Raw genomic sequence first — 13,656 nt, 5'->3', positions numbered from 1 at the left:
ACCAATCCTTGGCATCCGGCGGCAGCAGAAAAGCCTGGTCGCGGCTGAACGGAATGAACTGCGTCATGCCGAACAGACTCGCCGATCTCAGGCCCGTTGGGAATCCGACAGGCTGCTAGAGCGTCCTCCGTGAGCCAAGGCGAACGGAAGACGCTCTACAGCGGATTGCGTTCAAGACTGAACGCCAATCCGCTGTAGACCGCTGTTTGTAGAGCAGATTCACGCTGCGGGGCGTTCACGCCCCTCCGCGATCTACTCTAGCGCGGGCGGCCCTTCCTATCGTGCCGGCGCCACCCGATCGAGGAAGCGCAGCGCCGCGGCCATGGGCGCCGGCCCGCCGTTCAGCACCGCCGGATGCGCGCCGCCGGGCAGGAACAGCGCTTCCGCCGGCGCGCCGGCCGCCTGCGCCACGGCCAGCATGCGGCGGCCATGCGCGGCGGGCACCACCGCATCGCCGTCCGCATGCAGGATCAGCACGGGCAGGCGGAGCGCGGCCAGAGCCGCCTCGCTCTCGAAGGCGTGGCGGAGCAGGGCACGGACCGGCAGCCACGGGTAGTGCGCCTGCGCCAGCTTGGCGATCGAGGTGAAGGGACTGTCCAGGACAAGCGCCACCACGCCCGCCGGGTCCTCGCGTGCCAGTTGGGTGGCCAGCGCGCCGCCGAGGCTCTCCCCCCAGAGCACCACCGGCGCGCCGGGATGGCGCGCGCGCAGCCAGGCGAGATGCGCCGCGGCGTCGCGCCGGAGCCCGGCCTCGGAGGGAGCGCCGGGATTGCCGCCATAGCCTCGGTAGCCCGCGATCACGACACCGGCGCCGCGCGCGACGACGGGCGTGAGCGCACCGGCCCGGTCCGCCGCCTGGCCGCCATTGCCCTGGAAATAGAGAATGACCGGCGCAGCGGGGGCGCGCGGCGGGGCATGCAGGAAAGCGAGATCAAGCCCGTCCGGCGTCCGCAGCCGCCCCAGGGCGAAAGGGCCGGCGGCGGCCAGTGGACGCTGGTCGGGGAGGAAAATCAGCCGTTCCTGCGCCGCCCAGAGGCCGCCGGCGATGGCGAGATAGGTGCCGAGCGCGAGCAGGATGGCGGTCAGCATGGCGCGCCCGCGCCGGGACGGCGCCGCCTCAGCGGACGCCGGCGAAGCCCGGCGCCTTCTTCAGCGCGTCCGTGGTGTCGAAGTCGCGCAGCACCGCATCATCGGCCATCTCGACCTCCGCCATCCGGTCGGCATGCTTGCCCACCAGGTGCCGGGCGCCGACATCGCCGGTGATGGTCATCATCTCCGGCAGGAATTCGCGTGACCAGAGCATCGGATTGCCCTGCTTGCCGCGGAAGGTCGGCATGACGATGGCACGGCCTTCCTCCGGATCGAAGGCGGCCATCAGCCGGTCGATCATCGGCCCCGCCACCAGCGGCATGTCGCCGAGGCAGATGACGACGCCCTCGACCTCCGGCGGCAGGGCGCCCAGGCCGGCCTTGAGGCTGGCCGAGAGCCCCTCGGCATAGTCCTCGGCATGGGCGAAGAGCACGGGGCGGCCGGTCAGCGCCTGCTCCACCCGCTCCCGCTCATAGCCCGTGACGACGACGACAGGACGGGCCCGGGAGGCGAGCGCGTTGTCCACCACCCGTGCCACCATCGGAACCCCATGCTCGTCCGGTACCAGCAGCTTGTTCAGCGGCGCCATGCGCCGGCTGCGGCCGGCCGCCAGCACCAGCGCCGCCACCTGACGGCCGCGCCGGGGGGGGAGGGCAGGGGCGGGGGTGTTCGCCGCCTCGGCTCGCGGCAGCGGCCGCGTATCGATCTCCTTGAGCAGCCCGCCGACGCCCATGCCCATCACGTCCCGAGGCGTCACGACCAGGCCGGCGAAGAGCCGCTGCAGCACCCAGTCGATGCCGTTGAGCTTGGGGGACTTGGCGCAGCCCGGCAGGACGAGGGCCGGGATGTCGTCGATGCGGCCGAGGCAGATCAGATTCCCCGGATCCACCGGCATGCCGAAATGGTCGATGGTGCCGCCGGCCCGCACGATGGCGGCCGGGCCGACATCCCGCCGATCCACCACGGCGGAGGCGCCGGCGACCAGCAGGATCTGCGCGCCCTGTCGGCGCAGCCGGTTCAGCGCATCGGCGATCGGCGTCGTCTCGTGCCGGGTGCGCTCATGCGGCAGCAGGGTGCCGCAGAGGGTCTCGACGCGGTCACGCGTCGCCTCCACGGCTCCCTCCATCACGCTTTCCTTCACCCCCGGCAATTCGGTGAGGACGAGCCCCACCTTCAGCGGGCGGAAGGGATGCAGGGAGAGGGCGGGTGGGCCCTGCTTCGCCATCGCCTCCGCCACCTGCAGCACCGGGCCCGGCACGGCGAAGGGAATGACCTTAATGGTCGCCAGCATCTCCTTCGCCGCCACCGGCTGGTAGGAGGCGAGGGTCGCGACAGTCAGCGATTCATCGAGCGCGTTCAGGCGGTTGATGACGGCGGGGTTCACCACCAGCAGCCCGGCGCTTTCGGCAAAGAGGTTCACCCGACCGGTGGAGGCGCGCGAGCGCGCGAGCAGAGGCCCCATCAGCGCATTGGCCAGCCGGTCGGCGGCCTCGTTCTCCGGTACATCGCCGGGTTCGAGCCGCGCCGCGATGACGCTGCCATGGCCGCCCTGCTGCAGCGCCGCGATCGCCGCCTGATCGAGCACCGTGCCCTTCTTCAGCACGCGGCCCTGCAGCCTGACGGTGTGGGCGAGGACGGCGCCGCGCGCCTCGTCCAATGGGGTCGGCCCGAAGATCATGCGGCCACCGCCGGTGCCGGGGCCGTCCGTCGGGCGAGCGGCGATCCGCGCCGCGTCGCCACCACCTCGGCCAGGATCGAGAGTGCGATCTCGGGCGCGGTCACCGCCTCGATGTTGAGCCCGACGGGGGCGTTGATGCGCGCGAGGGCGGCCTCCGAATGGCCCGCCTCGGTCAGCCGCGCCACGCGCTTGGCATGGGTCCGGCGGCTACCGAGCGCCCCGATATAGAAGGCGTCCGACTTCAGCGCGATATCGAGCGCCGGGTCGTCGAGTTTCGGATCATGGGTCAGGGTGACCACAGCGGTGCGCGCATCCGGTGCCAGCGCCAGCATGGCGTCGTCGGTCCATTCATGGATCAGGGTGATGCCCGGGAAACGGTCCGCGGTCGCCCAGGCGCGGCGGGGATCGACCACCGTGACGGCGAAGCCGGCCGTCTGGGCCATCGGCACCAGCGCCTGGGCGATATGCACGGCGCCGACGATGATCATACGCAGCGGCGGGTTGTGCGGGTGGACGAACCAGGGCTCGCCATCCAGGGTGACGTTCTGCGCTGCGTCGTCCCGCAACGCGGCCTGCGCGGCCTCCGCCAGCGCGCCCGGCACGGCAGTGTCGGGCCAGAGGCACTGGTGGCCATCCGTCAGCCGGGTCAGCAGGGCGACCGGGCGCTTCGCCGCCTGCGCGGCCTGCAGCGCCGCCAGGACCTCGGGCGTCACGAGAGCTTCTCCACGAAGACCTTCAGCTTGCCGCCGCAAGCAAGTCCAACCTCCCAGGCCCGTTCGTCGGAGATGCCGAAATCCAGCAATTGCGGCGCACCGGTCTGCATTGTCTCCTTCGCCGCATCGGCCACCGCGCCTTCGATGCAGCCGCCCGAGACGCTGCCCGCAAGCTTGCCCGAGGCACTGACCGCCAGGCGCGAGCCGGCCGGCCGGGGCGAGGAGCCCCAGGTTTCCACCACGGTCGCGAGCGCGACCGTCTCGCCCGCAGCGCGCCAGTCGGCGGCGGTCGCCAGCACGTCGTCGTCGTGCGAATGCGTGCGGGACACAGGTTCGCTCATGCCGCCATCCTCCTCCCGGGCTGCGGGCCGCTGAGAGACTCCACCAGCGCCCGCAGGCTCTGCAGATTATGCACCGGACGGAACTCGTCCACATGCGGCAGCATCGCCCGGATCCCCTGGGATCTGGGCTGGAACCCCTCGTACCGCAACAGGGGATTCAGCCAGATCAGTCGCCGGCAGGAACGGCGGAGCCGATCCGTTGCCTCCGCCAGGCCCTTCGCCCCCTCCCGGTCCAGCCCATCGGTGATCAGCAGCACCACGGCGCCCTGTCCCAGCACCCGGCGCGCCCACTGCCTGTTGAACAACTCCAGCGACTCGCCGATGCGCGTGCCGCCGGACCAGTCCGGGACGATGTGCGAGACCAGCTCGAAGGCCACTTCCGCATCCTTGCTGCGGAGTTGGCGCGTGACATTGGTCAGGCGCGTCCCGAACAGGAAGCTGTGCACCCGGTCGCGGTCATTGGTCACCGCATGCAGGAAATGCAGCAGGATCTGCGCATAGCGCGCCATGCTGCCGGAGATGTCGCAGAGCGCGACCAGCGGCGGCGGCCGCGTCACCTTGCGCCGGCGCTCAAGCGTCAGGATCTCGCCCCCCTCATGCAGGCTGGCGCGGATGGTGGCACGCAGATCGACCACTGGCCCCAGCGGGTCCGGCCGGAAGCGCCGGGTCGGCCGGGCATCCAGCGGCAGGACGAGCTTCCTGATCTCCCTCTTCGCCTCATTGATCTCGGTGGCCGACATGGCCTCGAAATCCATGCTCTGCAACCGCTCCTGCTCGCTGACGGTCAGCGCGACCTCGAGCGGCGGCTTCTCCTCCGGCGGCTGCGGGGGGTGCTGCGACGGCCTGGGCGGCGTCATTGCTTCGGCCACGCGCCGGCTGGAAGGCGGCGCCTTCTGCCGTTCCCGGAAACCCTCCAGCAGGGCCATGGCGGCGGCGTTCCGTCCCGCCTCCGGGTCCCGCCAGAACAGCAGGAAGGCCTGGTCGAAGACGTCGAAATCCTCGTGCCGGCGCACCATCACGGCGCGCAGGGCGGCGTGCACCAGCCGCCGGTCGCCGATGTCGACCAGCGAGATCGCCTCCGCCGCCGCCAGCACATCCGCCGTGCCGACGCGCAACCCCGCCCGCCGCAGGAGCCGCACGAAGGCGAGCAGGTTGTCCGCCAGGGCGCGGCCGGACGGTGTCGTCAGGGCGCCCATGGCTGCGAATTCGCTCATGTCCCGGCTCCGTCGCAGGGGGGGACGCCGTCCCCCCTCTCCCCCGAACCCATGAGTCTATCGTCGGGAGGGGGAACCCCCAAGGAGTTGCCCCTCCCGAGGACGAACCCACGCAGGGGTCCGGAGGCCGGTGCGGTCCACGGCGGGGGGGCGGGCGGCAGAGCCCCCTGCCAAAGCCGGGCAGGGCGACACGCCGCCGCGGCAGCCCTCACGCCGCGGCCTGTTTCGCCTCGGCGACCAGCCTCGCCGCCTCGGCGCCGCGGAGCTTGGCGATGTCATCCTGGTACTTGAGGAGGACGCCGAGCGTCTCGTCCACCGCGGCGGGCTCGAGCTCCTCGGCATCCAGCGCCGCGAGGGCGGCGGCCCAGTCGATGGTCTCGGCGACACCGGGCAGCTTGAAGTAATCGCCGCCGCGCAGCTTCTGCACGAAGGCGACGACCTGGGCGGAGAGGCGGTCCGCCACCTCCGGCGCCCGGATCTTCAGGATGGCCCGCTCCCGCGCAGCGTCCGGGTAGTCCACCCAGTGGTAGAGGCAGCGCCGGCGGATCGCGTCATGCACCTCCCGCGTGCGGTTGGAGGTGATGATGACGATCGGCGGCACCGCGGCCCTGATGGTGCCGAGTTCCGGGACGCTGATCTGGAAATCGGCCAGGATCTCCAGCAGGAAGGCCTCGAAGGGCTCGTCGGCGCGGTCGAGCTCGTCGATCAGCAGGACGGCGGGCCCGCCCTCCGGGCTCAGGGCCTGCAGCAGCGGCCGCTCCTGCAGGAACTCGCGGGCGTAGATGCCGCGCTCGAGCGCCGCGCGGTCCTGGGCTCCGCCGCTCGCCTCGGCCAGGCGGATGGCCATGAGCTGGCGCGCATGGTTCCACTCATAGGCCGCCGCCGAGAGGTCGAGCCCGTCATAGCATTGCAGCCGGACCAGCCGCCGCGGCAGCTCCTTCGCCAGCACCTTGGCGATCTCGGTCTTGCCGGTGCCTGGCTCGCCCTCGAGGAAGAGCGGCCGGCCCATGCGCAGCGCGAGATGCACGGTGGTTGCCAGCGCCTTGTCCGCGACATAGCCGCCGCGGGCGAGCAGCCTCTGCGTCGCCTCGACGCTCTCCGGCAGGTCGGGGGCCGCAGCGGTCGCCTGGCGCGGCTCGGCTGAGTCGTTCTGGCGCGGCCGGTTGATGCCCTCGCCGGCGCTCGGCCGATCGGGCGCGCTCACAGGAACATCAGCGCCAGGATGAAGACCATGACGAGGCAGCCGGCCCAGAATTGCAGCGGCAGGCCGAAGGGCTCGATCTGCATCATCAGCCGCAGCGGGCGGATGGCGTTCTCATCGACCGCGCGCGGGTTCGGGCGGTGCACCGGCTTGCCGCCGCCGGCGCTCGGTCCCTCGGCGCCGTGCTGGGTGAGCGGCCCGGGCGCATCCAGGTCCTGCAGGTACTCGGTATCGGTCCCGGCGGCCGAGCCGCCATGCGCCGCCGCGGCAACCCGCGCATCGGTCGCGGCGCGGTTGGCCGGGCTCTGCATCGCGGCACCGGCCTGGATGTTGGCGGCATCCTCCGGCGCGCTGCGGTCCTCCGTGACGAAGCCGCCACGGGCGGCACCCGGCGCCACGGCGGCCTCGGGCTGCGCCTCCATCACGCTCGCCTCGGCCGGCGCCGGGGTCAGCCGCGCGGCGAAACGGTCGAAGAACTGATCCGACATCTGCTTGGCGGTGCTGTCGATCAGCCGGCCGCCGAGCTGTGCCATCTTGCCGCCGACCTGCGCCTTCACCTGGTACTTCAGCAGCGTCTCGGAGGGGCCGAGTTCCTCCAGCGCGACATCGGCTCCGCCCTTGGCGAAGCCCATGGCGCCGCCATTGCCCTCGCCCGTGATTGTGTAGCTCTCGGGCGGGTTGATGTTCTCCAGCTTCACCTTGCCGCCGAACTTCGCGGACATGGGGCCAAGCTTGACCGCGACGCGAGCCTGGAATTGATCTTCGGCGGTGCGCTCGACGGATTCGCAGCCGGGGATGGAGGCGCGCAGCGCCTCCGGATCGTTCAGCGCTTCCCAGACTTGCTGCCGCGGCGCAGGAATGCGCCGCTCGCCGGTCATTTCCATGGTCTGCTCCCGAATTCGCGTCGGACCTTAGTGGCGGGTGAGGGTAAGGGAAACCCCCGGGGGATTGGGCGGGACGACGGCTCAGCGCCGTCCCGGAATGACCCGATATGGGCGTTCACGGGCCTGGCGAGGAGATCGGGAGCGCGCGAGCCACATAGTGTCTGCCGCTGGACTGTCCGTCTTTCATCCTACTGGCCTTCGCCCTGTTCGCGCCTGAGCAAAGCGGTCCCCACAGGGTCGCACCTGCCGCTGCGGGGCAACGCGCAACGGGGCCCTCAGGTCCCGGGTGCCGCCGATCCAATCGTCACGCCAGGGCGTGGCTAGGCCAGAAAGCGATGGCGCTGCCAGCGCCAACCGGGGTGGCGCCGGTCCGGATCGTTCTACCTCCCGTGGTCGTGACCGCTCGCCCTCCCTTCCGGCCGACGCGCAGGATCGAAGGTGCAGGGGCACGATGGGGGGGCGGCGCGACCGAGCGGCGCGTGCCCTGCCTATTCATGGACCGCCGGGCCTGGGCACCGGAGAGGCCGGTGCCGCCGGCGCTGCGGGAGGCGAAGGCGGACCTTTCCCTGGGGGGCAGGCGCAACATCCTGATGCGCGGCATAGGAGTGCTGCTGGAGGTCTGGCGACCGGGGCCGGTGGCACGCCGGCCGGGCCGGCATCCGTGCCGGCCGTTCTTGGCTTCATGGCCGCGCTGCCCCTCCATGCCGTTTCCGACTTGGCAACGAAAGAAGGGCGGCTGCAGCCGGGTAGCGATGGCAGGGGGGACCACGCCGCTCGCCGCCATCTTCGTCTGTTTGGGGCTGTCTGGCGCCGGTGCCCGCCATCCTGAAGGTGGGCGCGCCGCCGCCGCTTGCCGGGCTGCCCCCGGGCGCCGCCAAGGAGCCGGTTTTCGTGCTGGTGACGGCCCCGCTCTTCCTCTGATCCGGGCCGGCGATACGCTTTCCCTATTGCCGCCGCCGCAGGATCGAAATTGACAGATCGCCGGGGCGGGCGCCTTCTCCCGCCCAGAATCCTCCGTGAGCACAAGAGAGACGCCATGCCCTATGTGATCGGTGCCGATGTCCCGGACGAGCCGGCCGGCCTTCGATTCCGCCGCCTGCTGGAGCGGCCCGAGATCCTGCAGATGCCGGGCGCGCATTTCGGCATGGCCGGGCTGCTGGCGAAGAAGGCGGGGTTCGAGGCGCTCTATCTCTCCGGCGCCGCGATGACGGCGACCATGGGGCTGCCCGATCTCGGCATGATCACGGTGGACGAGGTTTGCTTCTGGATCCGCCAGGTCAACCGCGCCACCGGATTGCCCATGCTGGTGGATGGCGACACCGGCTATGGCGAGGCGCTGAACGTCATGCACATGGTCCGCGCCTTCGAGGAGGCGGGGGCCGCCGCGGTGCACCTGGAAGACCAGTTGCTGCCGAAGAAGTGCGGCCACCTGAACGACAAGAAGCTGGCCGATGCGCATGACATGGCGGCGAAGTGCGCCGCGGCGCGGAAGGCCCGCAAGCACCTTTACATCATCGCCCGCACCGATGCCGCGGCCAGCGAGGGCATGGACGGCGCCGTCGCGCGCGCCAGGCTCTACCTGGAGGCCGGGGCGGATGCGATCTTCCCCGAGGCGCTGACGACCGCCGAGATGTTCCGGGAATTCTCCCGCCGCATGCCGGGGGTGAAGCTGCTGGCCAATATGACCGAGTTCGGCCGCACGCCCTTTTTCACCGCCCAGGAGTTCCAGGACATGGGCTACTCCATGGTGATCTGGCCGGTCTCCCACCTGCGCGTCGCCTCCAAGGCGATCGAGGAGCTCTATGCCTCGATCCGGAAGGAGGGCGGGACGCATGCCATGGTGGACCGCATGCAGACCCGCGCCGAACTCTACGCGACCATCGGCTATCACGACTACGAGGCGCTGGATGCGAGCCTGGTGAAGACGGTGATCCCGACGGCGACGCCGCAGCGCGGCTGAGCCACGGCTCCACCGGCCGGGCCGAGCGTGGAGCGGTCATGGGCCGATCCTCCCGGACATACCCGGCAGAAGGCGGCATGACCGAAACCATGCCGCCGCCGGCCCCCGCTCAGAGGGCGGTCCGCCCGGTCGCGGCGCGGGTCGGGGAGAGAGGCGCGGCGCGTCTCTGCGGCGCGTCTCTGCGGCGCGTCGGGCACACAGCCCTTTCCCGGCGGTGGCCGCAAGGCCAGCCGCTCCAGCCCGTTGCGGTACATCGCGAAGACGGGCGGCCGGCGCCGGTCCTTCGGCGGCAAGACAAGAGCCAAGCCGCCGAAGGGCTGCCGGCGGGGCAGCCGCCTCCGACCCAACCATGAAGCCCTTCCCGCCCTGGCAAGAGCAGGCGGGGGAGGTGCTCCCCCTCCCGGCGTTCAGCTGCGGCGGAAATCCGCCGCCCGCAACTTCCCCAACTCGGTCAGGATCATCGGCCAGAGCCGGAGCCCCTCCTCGAGCGAGGAGAGCCGGAAGAACTCGTTCGGCGCATGCGCGTCCTCGTCCGGGCTGGCCAGACCGAACATCAGGCTGTCGATGCCGAGCTTCTCCTGGAACAGGGTGGTGATCGGCACCGTGCCACCGAGGCGCGTGACGGCTGGCTCGCCACCCTTCTCCCGCCGCAGCACCGCGGCCGCCGCCGCGCGCAGCGGATGGTCGGCCGCCAGGGTGAAGGCCCGCGTCCCGCCGGGGCGGTAGCTGAACGCCAGCGTGACGCCCTTCGGCGCATGCCGTTCCAGATGCGCCCTCACCGCCGCCTGCGCCGCCGCCGGGTCCTGCCCGGGGACGAGGCGCATGGTCAGCTTCGCATGGGCCTCGGCAGGCGTGACGGTCTTGCCGCCCTCGCCGGTATAGCCGCCCCACATCCCGTTCACCTCGACGGTCGGCCGCAGCGTCGTCCGCTCCCGCACCGTATAGGCCGGGTCGCCGAAGGGGCTGGCGCCGAATTCGGCATACCAGGCGGTCTCGTCCAGGGGCAGGGAAGCCGCCTCGGCCCGCTGCGCGTTGGAGAGCGGCGGCACGCCGTCCTCGAAACCCTCCACCAGCACGCGGCCCTCGTCGTCATGCAGGCTGGCGATCAGCCGCGCCATCTCGTGCAGCGCGTTGCGCATGGCGCCGCCGACCTTGCCGGAATGCGCGTCCTTCGCCGCGGTGCGCAGGCTGAACTGCAGCGCGCAGATGCCGCGGCAGCCTATATTGAGCGCCGGCTGCGGACCGGCCGCGCCGCCGCCGTCGGCCGAGAGCATGGCATCCGCCGCCAGCAGGTCGCGATGCGCCTCGATCAGCGCGGGGAGGGAGGGGGAGCCGATCTCCTCCTCGCCCTCCAGGAACAGCTTCACATTGACCGGGCAGCCGCCCTCGACCGCGAGGAAGCCGGCCACCGTCTCGAAGGCGATGGTGGTGGAACCCTTCACGTCGCTCGCGCCGCGGGCATGGATGCGGCCCTCGCGGATTGCCGGCTCGAAGGGCGGGGAATGCCAGAGCTCCAGCGGGTCGGCCGGCTGCACGTCGTAATGGCCGTAGATCATGATGGTGGGCTTCTCCGGCCCCGCCCCGCTCCAGGCGCCGAAGATCGCGGGCTGGCCGCCCGGGATGCCGGCGGGCGGTTCCAGCAGCCGCACCTCGGTCAGTCCCATGCCGCGCAGACGGTCCAGCAGGAGGTCGCGCGCGCCGCGCATGCCCTCGGCGAAGGCCGGGTCGGTGCTGACGGAGGGGAAGCGGATCAGCGCCAGCAGCCTCTCGAGGATCGCCCCCTTCTGCCCCGCCAGATAATCCGCCACGCGCTCGCTCATGCCCTGCTCCGTTCCATGCGTCGCGCGAGCTTCGGCCGCGATCGCGGGGCGGGCAAGCCGGCGCTCAGGGCCGCAGCGTCTGCCAGGCCGTGCCGGCCACCATCAGCAGCCCGAGCCCGGCCATGATCGGGATGGCCGCCGCCGGGCCAAGCGAATCGGCGAGCGCCCCGATGGCGAGCTGCCCCGTCGGGCCCATGCCAATGCAGGTGGTCACCAGCCCGAGCACCCGCGACCGCGCCTCGGGTGGGGCCTGGGTGACGGGCAGTGCCGTCTGCAGCGCGGCGAACAGTGCCGTGCCGATGCCGCCCAGCATGAGCACCCCGAGGGCGAGCGGCAGGCTCGGCACCATGGCCAGCAGGAGAAGGCAGAGCAGAAAGCCGGCCCCGCCGCCCAACATCAGAGCCGGCGAGAGCGGCACGCCGCGGCGGGACGCCAGCACCAGCCCGGTCAGCAGCGCGCCGGCCGGCTCGGCCGCGGTCAGCATCCCGATCTGGACGGGGCTGGCCGCGAAGGCCGCCGCCCCGAAAGCCGGCAGCACGGCGACGAAGCAGAAGCCGAAGATGTTCATGGCGATGGTGATCAGGATCACCGCCTGCAGCGGCTTCATCCGCCGCACCACGCGCAGCGCATCTGCCATCTCCGCCAGGAGCAGCCGCGGCCCGAAGCGCCGCCGTGCCTGGGTATGCACGACGCCGGCCAGCAGCGTGCAGGTGAGCCCGTAGCCCAGCGCCGCCAGCGCGAAGCCGGCCGGCAGGCCGAGGAACTGGTAGATCGCGCCGCCCAGCAGCGGCCCCGCCATGCGGGTGGTATTGGCGGTCAGGCTGTCGAAGGCGACGGCCGTGACCACGTCCCGCTCGCCCGCCACCTCCGTCAGCATGCGGCGGCGGGAGGCCATCTCGCCGGTCCAGACCAGGCCGCCCAGGAAGCCCTGCGCCGCCAAGTGCCAGACCTCCAGCGCGCCGCCGAGGGCCAGCAGGAGAATCCCGAGCGCGCCGAGGCCGTTCGCCGCCTGGCCCACCACCAGCAGCTTCTTGCGGTCCAGCAGCTCGGCCAGGGCGCCGGCCGCGGCGCCGAGCAGCAGCATGGGCAGTGCCCGCATCAGCGCGACGAGCGAGACCGCGAAGGCGGAACCCGTCGCCTCGAAAGTCCAAATGGCGGCGACCAGCACCTCCACCCAGCGCATGGCATTGGCGATGCCGCCCACCGCCCAGAGGCGGCGGAAGGCCGGGATGGCAAGCAGGCACCGGAGGGGGTGGGCGGTGGTCTCCGCGGGGACTGGCATGGCTGGCGTGTTCCCCGCAGCCTCGCCCGCGACGCTGCCGCTGCCTAGGGCATTTCCGCCGCGGGGATCACCGCCGGGCCGTCCGGCCTGCGGCGGGGGCTGGCATCGGTGGCGATCCGGTGCAGGATGGCCGCAAGGATCAGGGAGAGAACGCCATGCCCTATGCCCCCTCCGAAGGCGCGCGCCTCTGGTATGAGGAGGCCGGCACCGGCCACCCCATCCTGTTCATCCACGAATTCGGGGCCGACCACCGGGAATGGGAGGACCAGGTCCGGTTCTTCTCCCGCGAATACCGCTGCATTACCTATGCCGCGCGCGGCTATCCGCCCTCCGACGTCCCCTCCGACCCCAGGCTCTATGGCCAGGATTTCGCGGTGAAGGATGCGGCGGCGGTGCTGCGGTATCTCGGCATCCCGAAGGCGCATATCGTGGGCCTGTCCATGGGCGGCTTCGCGGCCCTGCTCTTCGGCATCCGGCATCCCGACCTGGCGGTCTCCCTGGTGCCGGCCGGCGCCGGCTCGGGTTCGCCGAAGCAGGAACAGGCCGCCTTCCGCGCCGCCTGCCAGGCGCGCGGGGACAAGCTGATCGCCCAGGGCTGGGCGGGCGAGATGGCCGAGGAAACCGGCCATTCACCCACCCGCATCCAGCTCAGGAAGAAGGACCCGCGCGGCTGGGCGGCCTATATGCAGCGCCTTTCGGAGCATTCCGGCCTCGGCACCGGCCTGACGATGAAGCACTACCAGGGCGAGCGGGATTCGATTTTCGACTGGGAGCCCGAACTGCGCCGGATGGAGATACCGACCCTGCTCGCCGTCGGTGACGAGGATGGCCCCTGCATCGAGACCAATATCTGGCTGAAGAGCGTGTTGCCGAATGCCGGGCTGTGGGTCTGCCCGCGCACCGGCCATGCGATCAACCTGGAGGAGCCGGCCGCCTTCAACCGGGAGGTCGCGGCCTTCTTCTCGACGGTCGAGCGCGGGCGGTGGCGGCTGGGGTGAGCGGACCCCATTCCGGCAGCCACCGGGCCCAGAGGTCAACGAGGGGCGGGGCCGGGCTGGTGCGCGACCGGCGCAGCGCAGGGGGTGCCGCCCGCACGACATGCTGAGCCATGCCCGGCATCCATGCGGCCGGCATGGCATCCGGCCTGGTGCGCAGCCGCCGTACCAGGCCGGCGCGCCCTTGCCCCGATTATCGAAGCTTGCTGCCGGGGGAGGAAGCGACTCATGCGTGGCTCGTGACATGCTGACGCATGTCCTGCCTCAACCGCGGGCCGCCCTTCGAGCCTTGGCTTCGCGGCATTGACCGCGGCGCGCCTTCGCGCGCTTGGCCCGCGCCGCGGGCCGCAGGTCGGGACGTTAGACCCGAGTAGCCCTGGCTGGAATCGGCTTGTGATTGGCTGCGGCGCGAGGTGGTGTGATTCGTAGGTGTCCAGCTTGGGCTGGAGGCTTCGATGGCGTGGCGTCGTGGGCAGGCC

At 71.6% G+C, this 13,656-nt stretch carries 11 protein-coding genes; 2 read left to right on the top strand and 9 right to left on the bottom strand.

All coding sequences use genetic code 11. The features are described from left to right. Positions 1–276: 276 nt before the first annotated feature. From LHA35_RS26485 to LHA35_RS26455, 7 genes are all read right to left on the bottom strand, one after another. Complete coding sequence (locus LHA35_RS26485) at positions 277–1,089, bottom strand: alpha/beta hydrolase (RefSeq protein ID WP_226614055.1); 813 nt, start codon at positions 1,087–1,089, stop codon at positions 277–279. A 28-nt stretch (positions 1,090–1,117) separates the two neighbouring features. Next, the gene (locus LHA35_RS26480; RefSeq protein ID WP_226614053.1) at positions 1,118–2,767 is read right to left on the bottom strand and encodes an NTP transferase domain-containing protein; all 1,650 of its coding nucleotides are present in this window, start codon (positions 2,765–2,767) and stop codon (positions 1,118–1,120) included. Further along, positions 2,764–3,480 (bottom strand): XdhC family protein, encoded by a 717-nt coding sequence (locus LHA35_RS26475; RefSeq protein WP_226614052.1) that lies wholly within the window; start codon positions 3,478–3,480, stop codon positions 2,764–2,766. The genes LHA35_RS26480 and LHA35_RS26475 overlap by 4 nt, the downstream gene beginning before the upstream one ends. After that, entirely contained in the window at positions 3,477–3,821 is a 345-nt protein-coding gene (locus LHA35_RS26470; RefSeq protein WP_226614050.1) for an XdhC family protein, read from the bottom strand. The genes LHA35_RS26475 and LHA35_RS26470 overlap by 4 nt, the downstream gene beginning before the upstream one ends. After that, a complete protein-coding gene (locus LHA35_RS26465; protein WP_226614048.1) occupies positions 3,818–5,035 on the bottom strand; it encodes a vWA domain-containing protein in 1,218 nt (405 codons plus the stop codon). Before LHA35_RS26465 ends, LHA35_RS26470 begins: the two co-directional genes overlap by 4 nt. Positions 5,036–5,243: 208 nt before the next feature. Further along, entirely contained in the window at positions 5,244–6,140 is an 897-nt protein-coding gene (locus LHA35_RS26460) for an AAA family ATPase (protein ID WP_226614057.1), read from the bottom strand. A gap of 95 nt (positions 6,141–6,235) precedes the next feature. Next, positions 6,236–7,120 carry a CoxG family protein gene (locus LHA35_RS26455; protein WP_226614046.1) on the bottom strand — a complete coding sequence of 295 codons (885 nt, stop codon included), beginning with the start codon at positions 7,118–7,120 and terminating at the stop codon, positions 6,236–6,238. Between the two features lie 1,036 nt (positions 7,121–8,156). Here LHA35_RS26455 and prpB point away from each other — a divergent pair. Next, complete coding sequence (prpB, locus tag LHA35_RS26450) at positions 8,157–9,080, top strand: methylisocitrate lyase (RefSeq protein ID WP_226614044.1); 924 nt, start codon at positions 8,157–8,159, stop codon at positions 9,078–9,080. Positions 9,081–9,487: 407 nt separating this feature from the next. Here prpB and LHA35_RS26445 read toward each other — a convergent pair whose 3' ends face one another. Next, positions 9,488–10,900, bottom strand: coding sequence for a M20/M25/M40 family metallo-hydrolase (locus LHA35_RS26445; RefSeq protein ID WP_226614042.1), 1,413 nt, complete (start codon positions 10,898–10,900; stop codon positions 9,488–9,490). A 64-nt stretch (positions 10,901–10,964) separates the two neighbouring features. Further along, positions 10,965–12,182, bottom strand: a complete 1,218-nt coding sequence (locus LHA35_RS26440) for an MFS transporter (protein ID WP_226614040.1) — start codon at positions 12,180–12,182, stop codon at positions 10,965–10,967. Positions 12,183–12,337: 155 nt separating this feature from the next. On the opposite strand from LHA35_RS26440, the gene LHA35_RS26435 reads away from it, so the two are divergent. Beyond that, complete coding sequence (locus LHA35_RS26435; protein ID WP_226614039.1) at positions 12,338–13,180, top strand: alpha/beta fold hydrolase; 843 nt, start codon at positions 12,338–12,340, stop codon at positions 13,178–13,180. Positions 13,181–13,656: the final 476 nt, after the last annotated feature.

Source organism: Roseicella aerolata (assembly GCF_020523605.1).
GTDB lineage: Bacteria > Pseudomonadota > Alphaproteobacteria > Acetobacterales > Acetobacteraceae > Paracraurococcus > Paracraurococcus aerolatus.
This window is presented reverse-complemented; position numbering and strand designations above follow the sequence as displayed.

Excerpts from the sequence above, each read along its gene's own strand:
- LHA35_RS26485 (WP_226614055.1), bottom strand. The coding sequence starts at position 1,089 with ATGCTGACCGCCATCCTGCTCGCGCTCGGCACCTATCTCGCCATCGCC.
- LHA35_RS26480 (WP_226614053.1), bottom strand. The coding sequence starts at position 2,767 with ATGATCTTCGGGCCGACCCCATTGGACGAGGCGCGCGGCGCCGTCCTC.
- LHA35_RS26470 (WP_226614050.1), bottom strand. The coding sequence starts at position 3,821 with ATGAGCGAACCTGTGTCCCGCACGCATTCGCACGACGACGACGTGCTG.
- LHA35_RS26465 (WP_226614048.1), bottom strand. The coding sequence starts at position 5,035 with ATGAGCGAATTCGCAGCCATGGGCGCCCTGACGACACCGTCCGGCCGC.
- LHA35_RS26455 (WP_226614046.1), bottom strand. The coding sequence starts at position 7,120 with ATGGAAATGACCGGCGAGCGGCGCATTCCTGCGCCGCGGCAGCAAGTC.
- prpB (WP_226614044.1), top strand. The coding sequence starts at position 8,157 with ATGCCCTATGTGATCGGTGCCGATGTCCCGGACGAGCCGGCCGGCCTT.
- LHA35_RS26445 (WP_226614042.1), bottom strand. The coding sequence starts at position 10,900 with ATGAGCGAGCGCGTGGCGGATTATCTGGCGGGGCAGAAGGGGGCGATC.
- LHA35_RS26440 (WP_226614040.1), bottom strand. The coding sequence starts at position 12,182 with ATGCCAGTCCCCGCGGAGACCACCGCCCACCCCCTCCGGTGCCTGCTT.
- LHA35_RS26435 (WP_226614039.1), top strand. The coding sequence starts at position 12,338 with ATGCCCTATGCCCCCTCCGAAGGCGCGCGCCTCTGGTATGAGGAGGCC.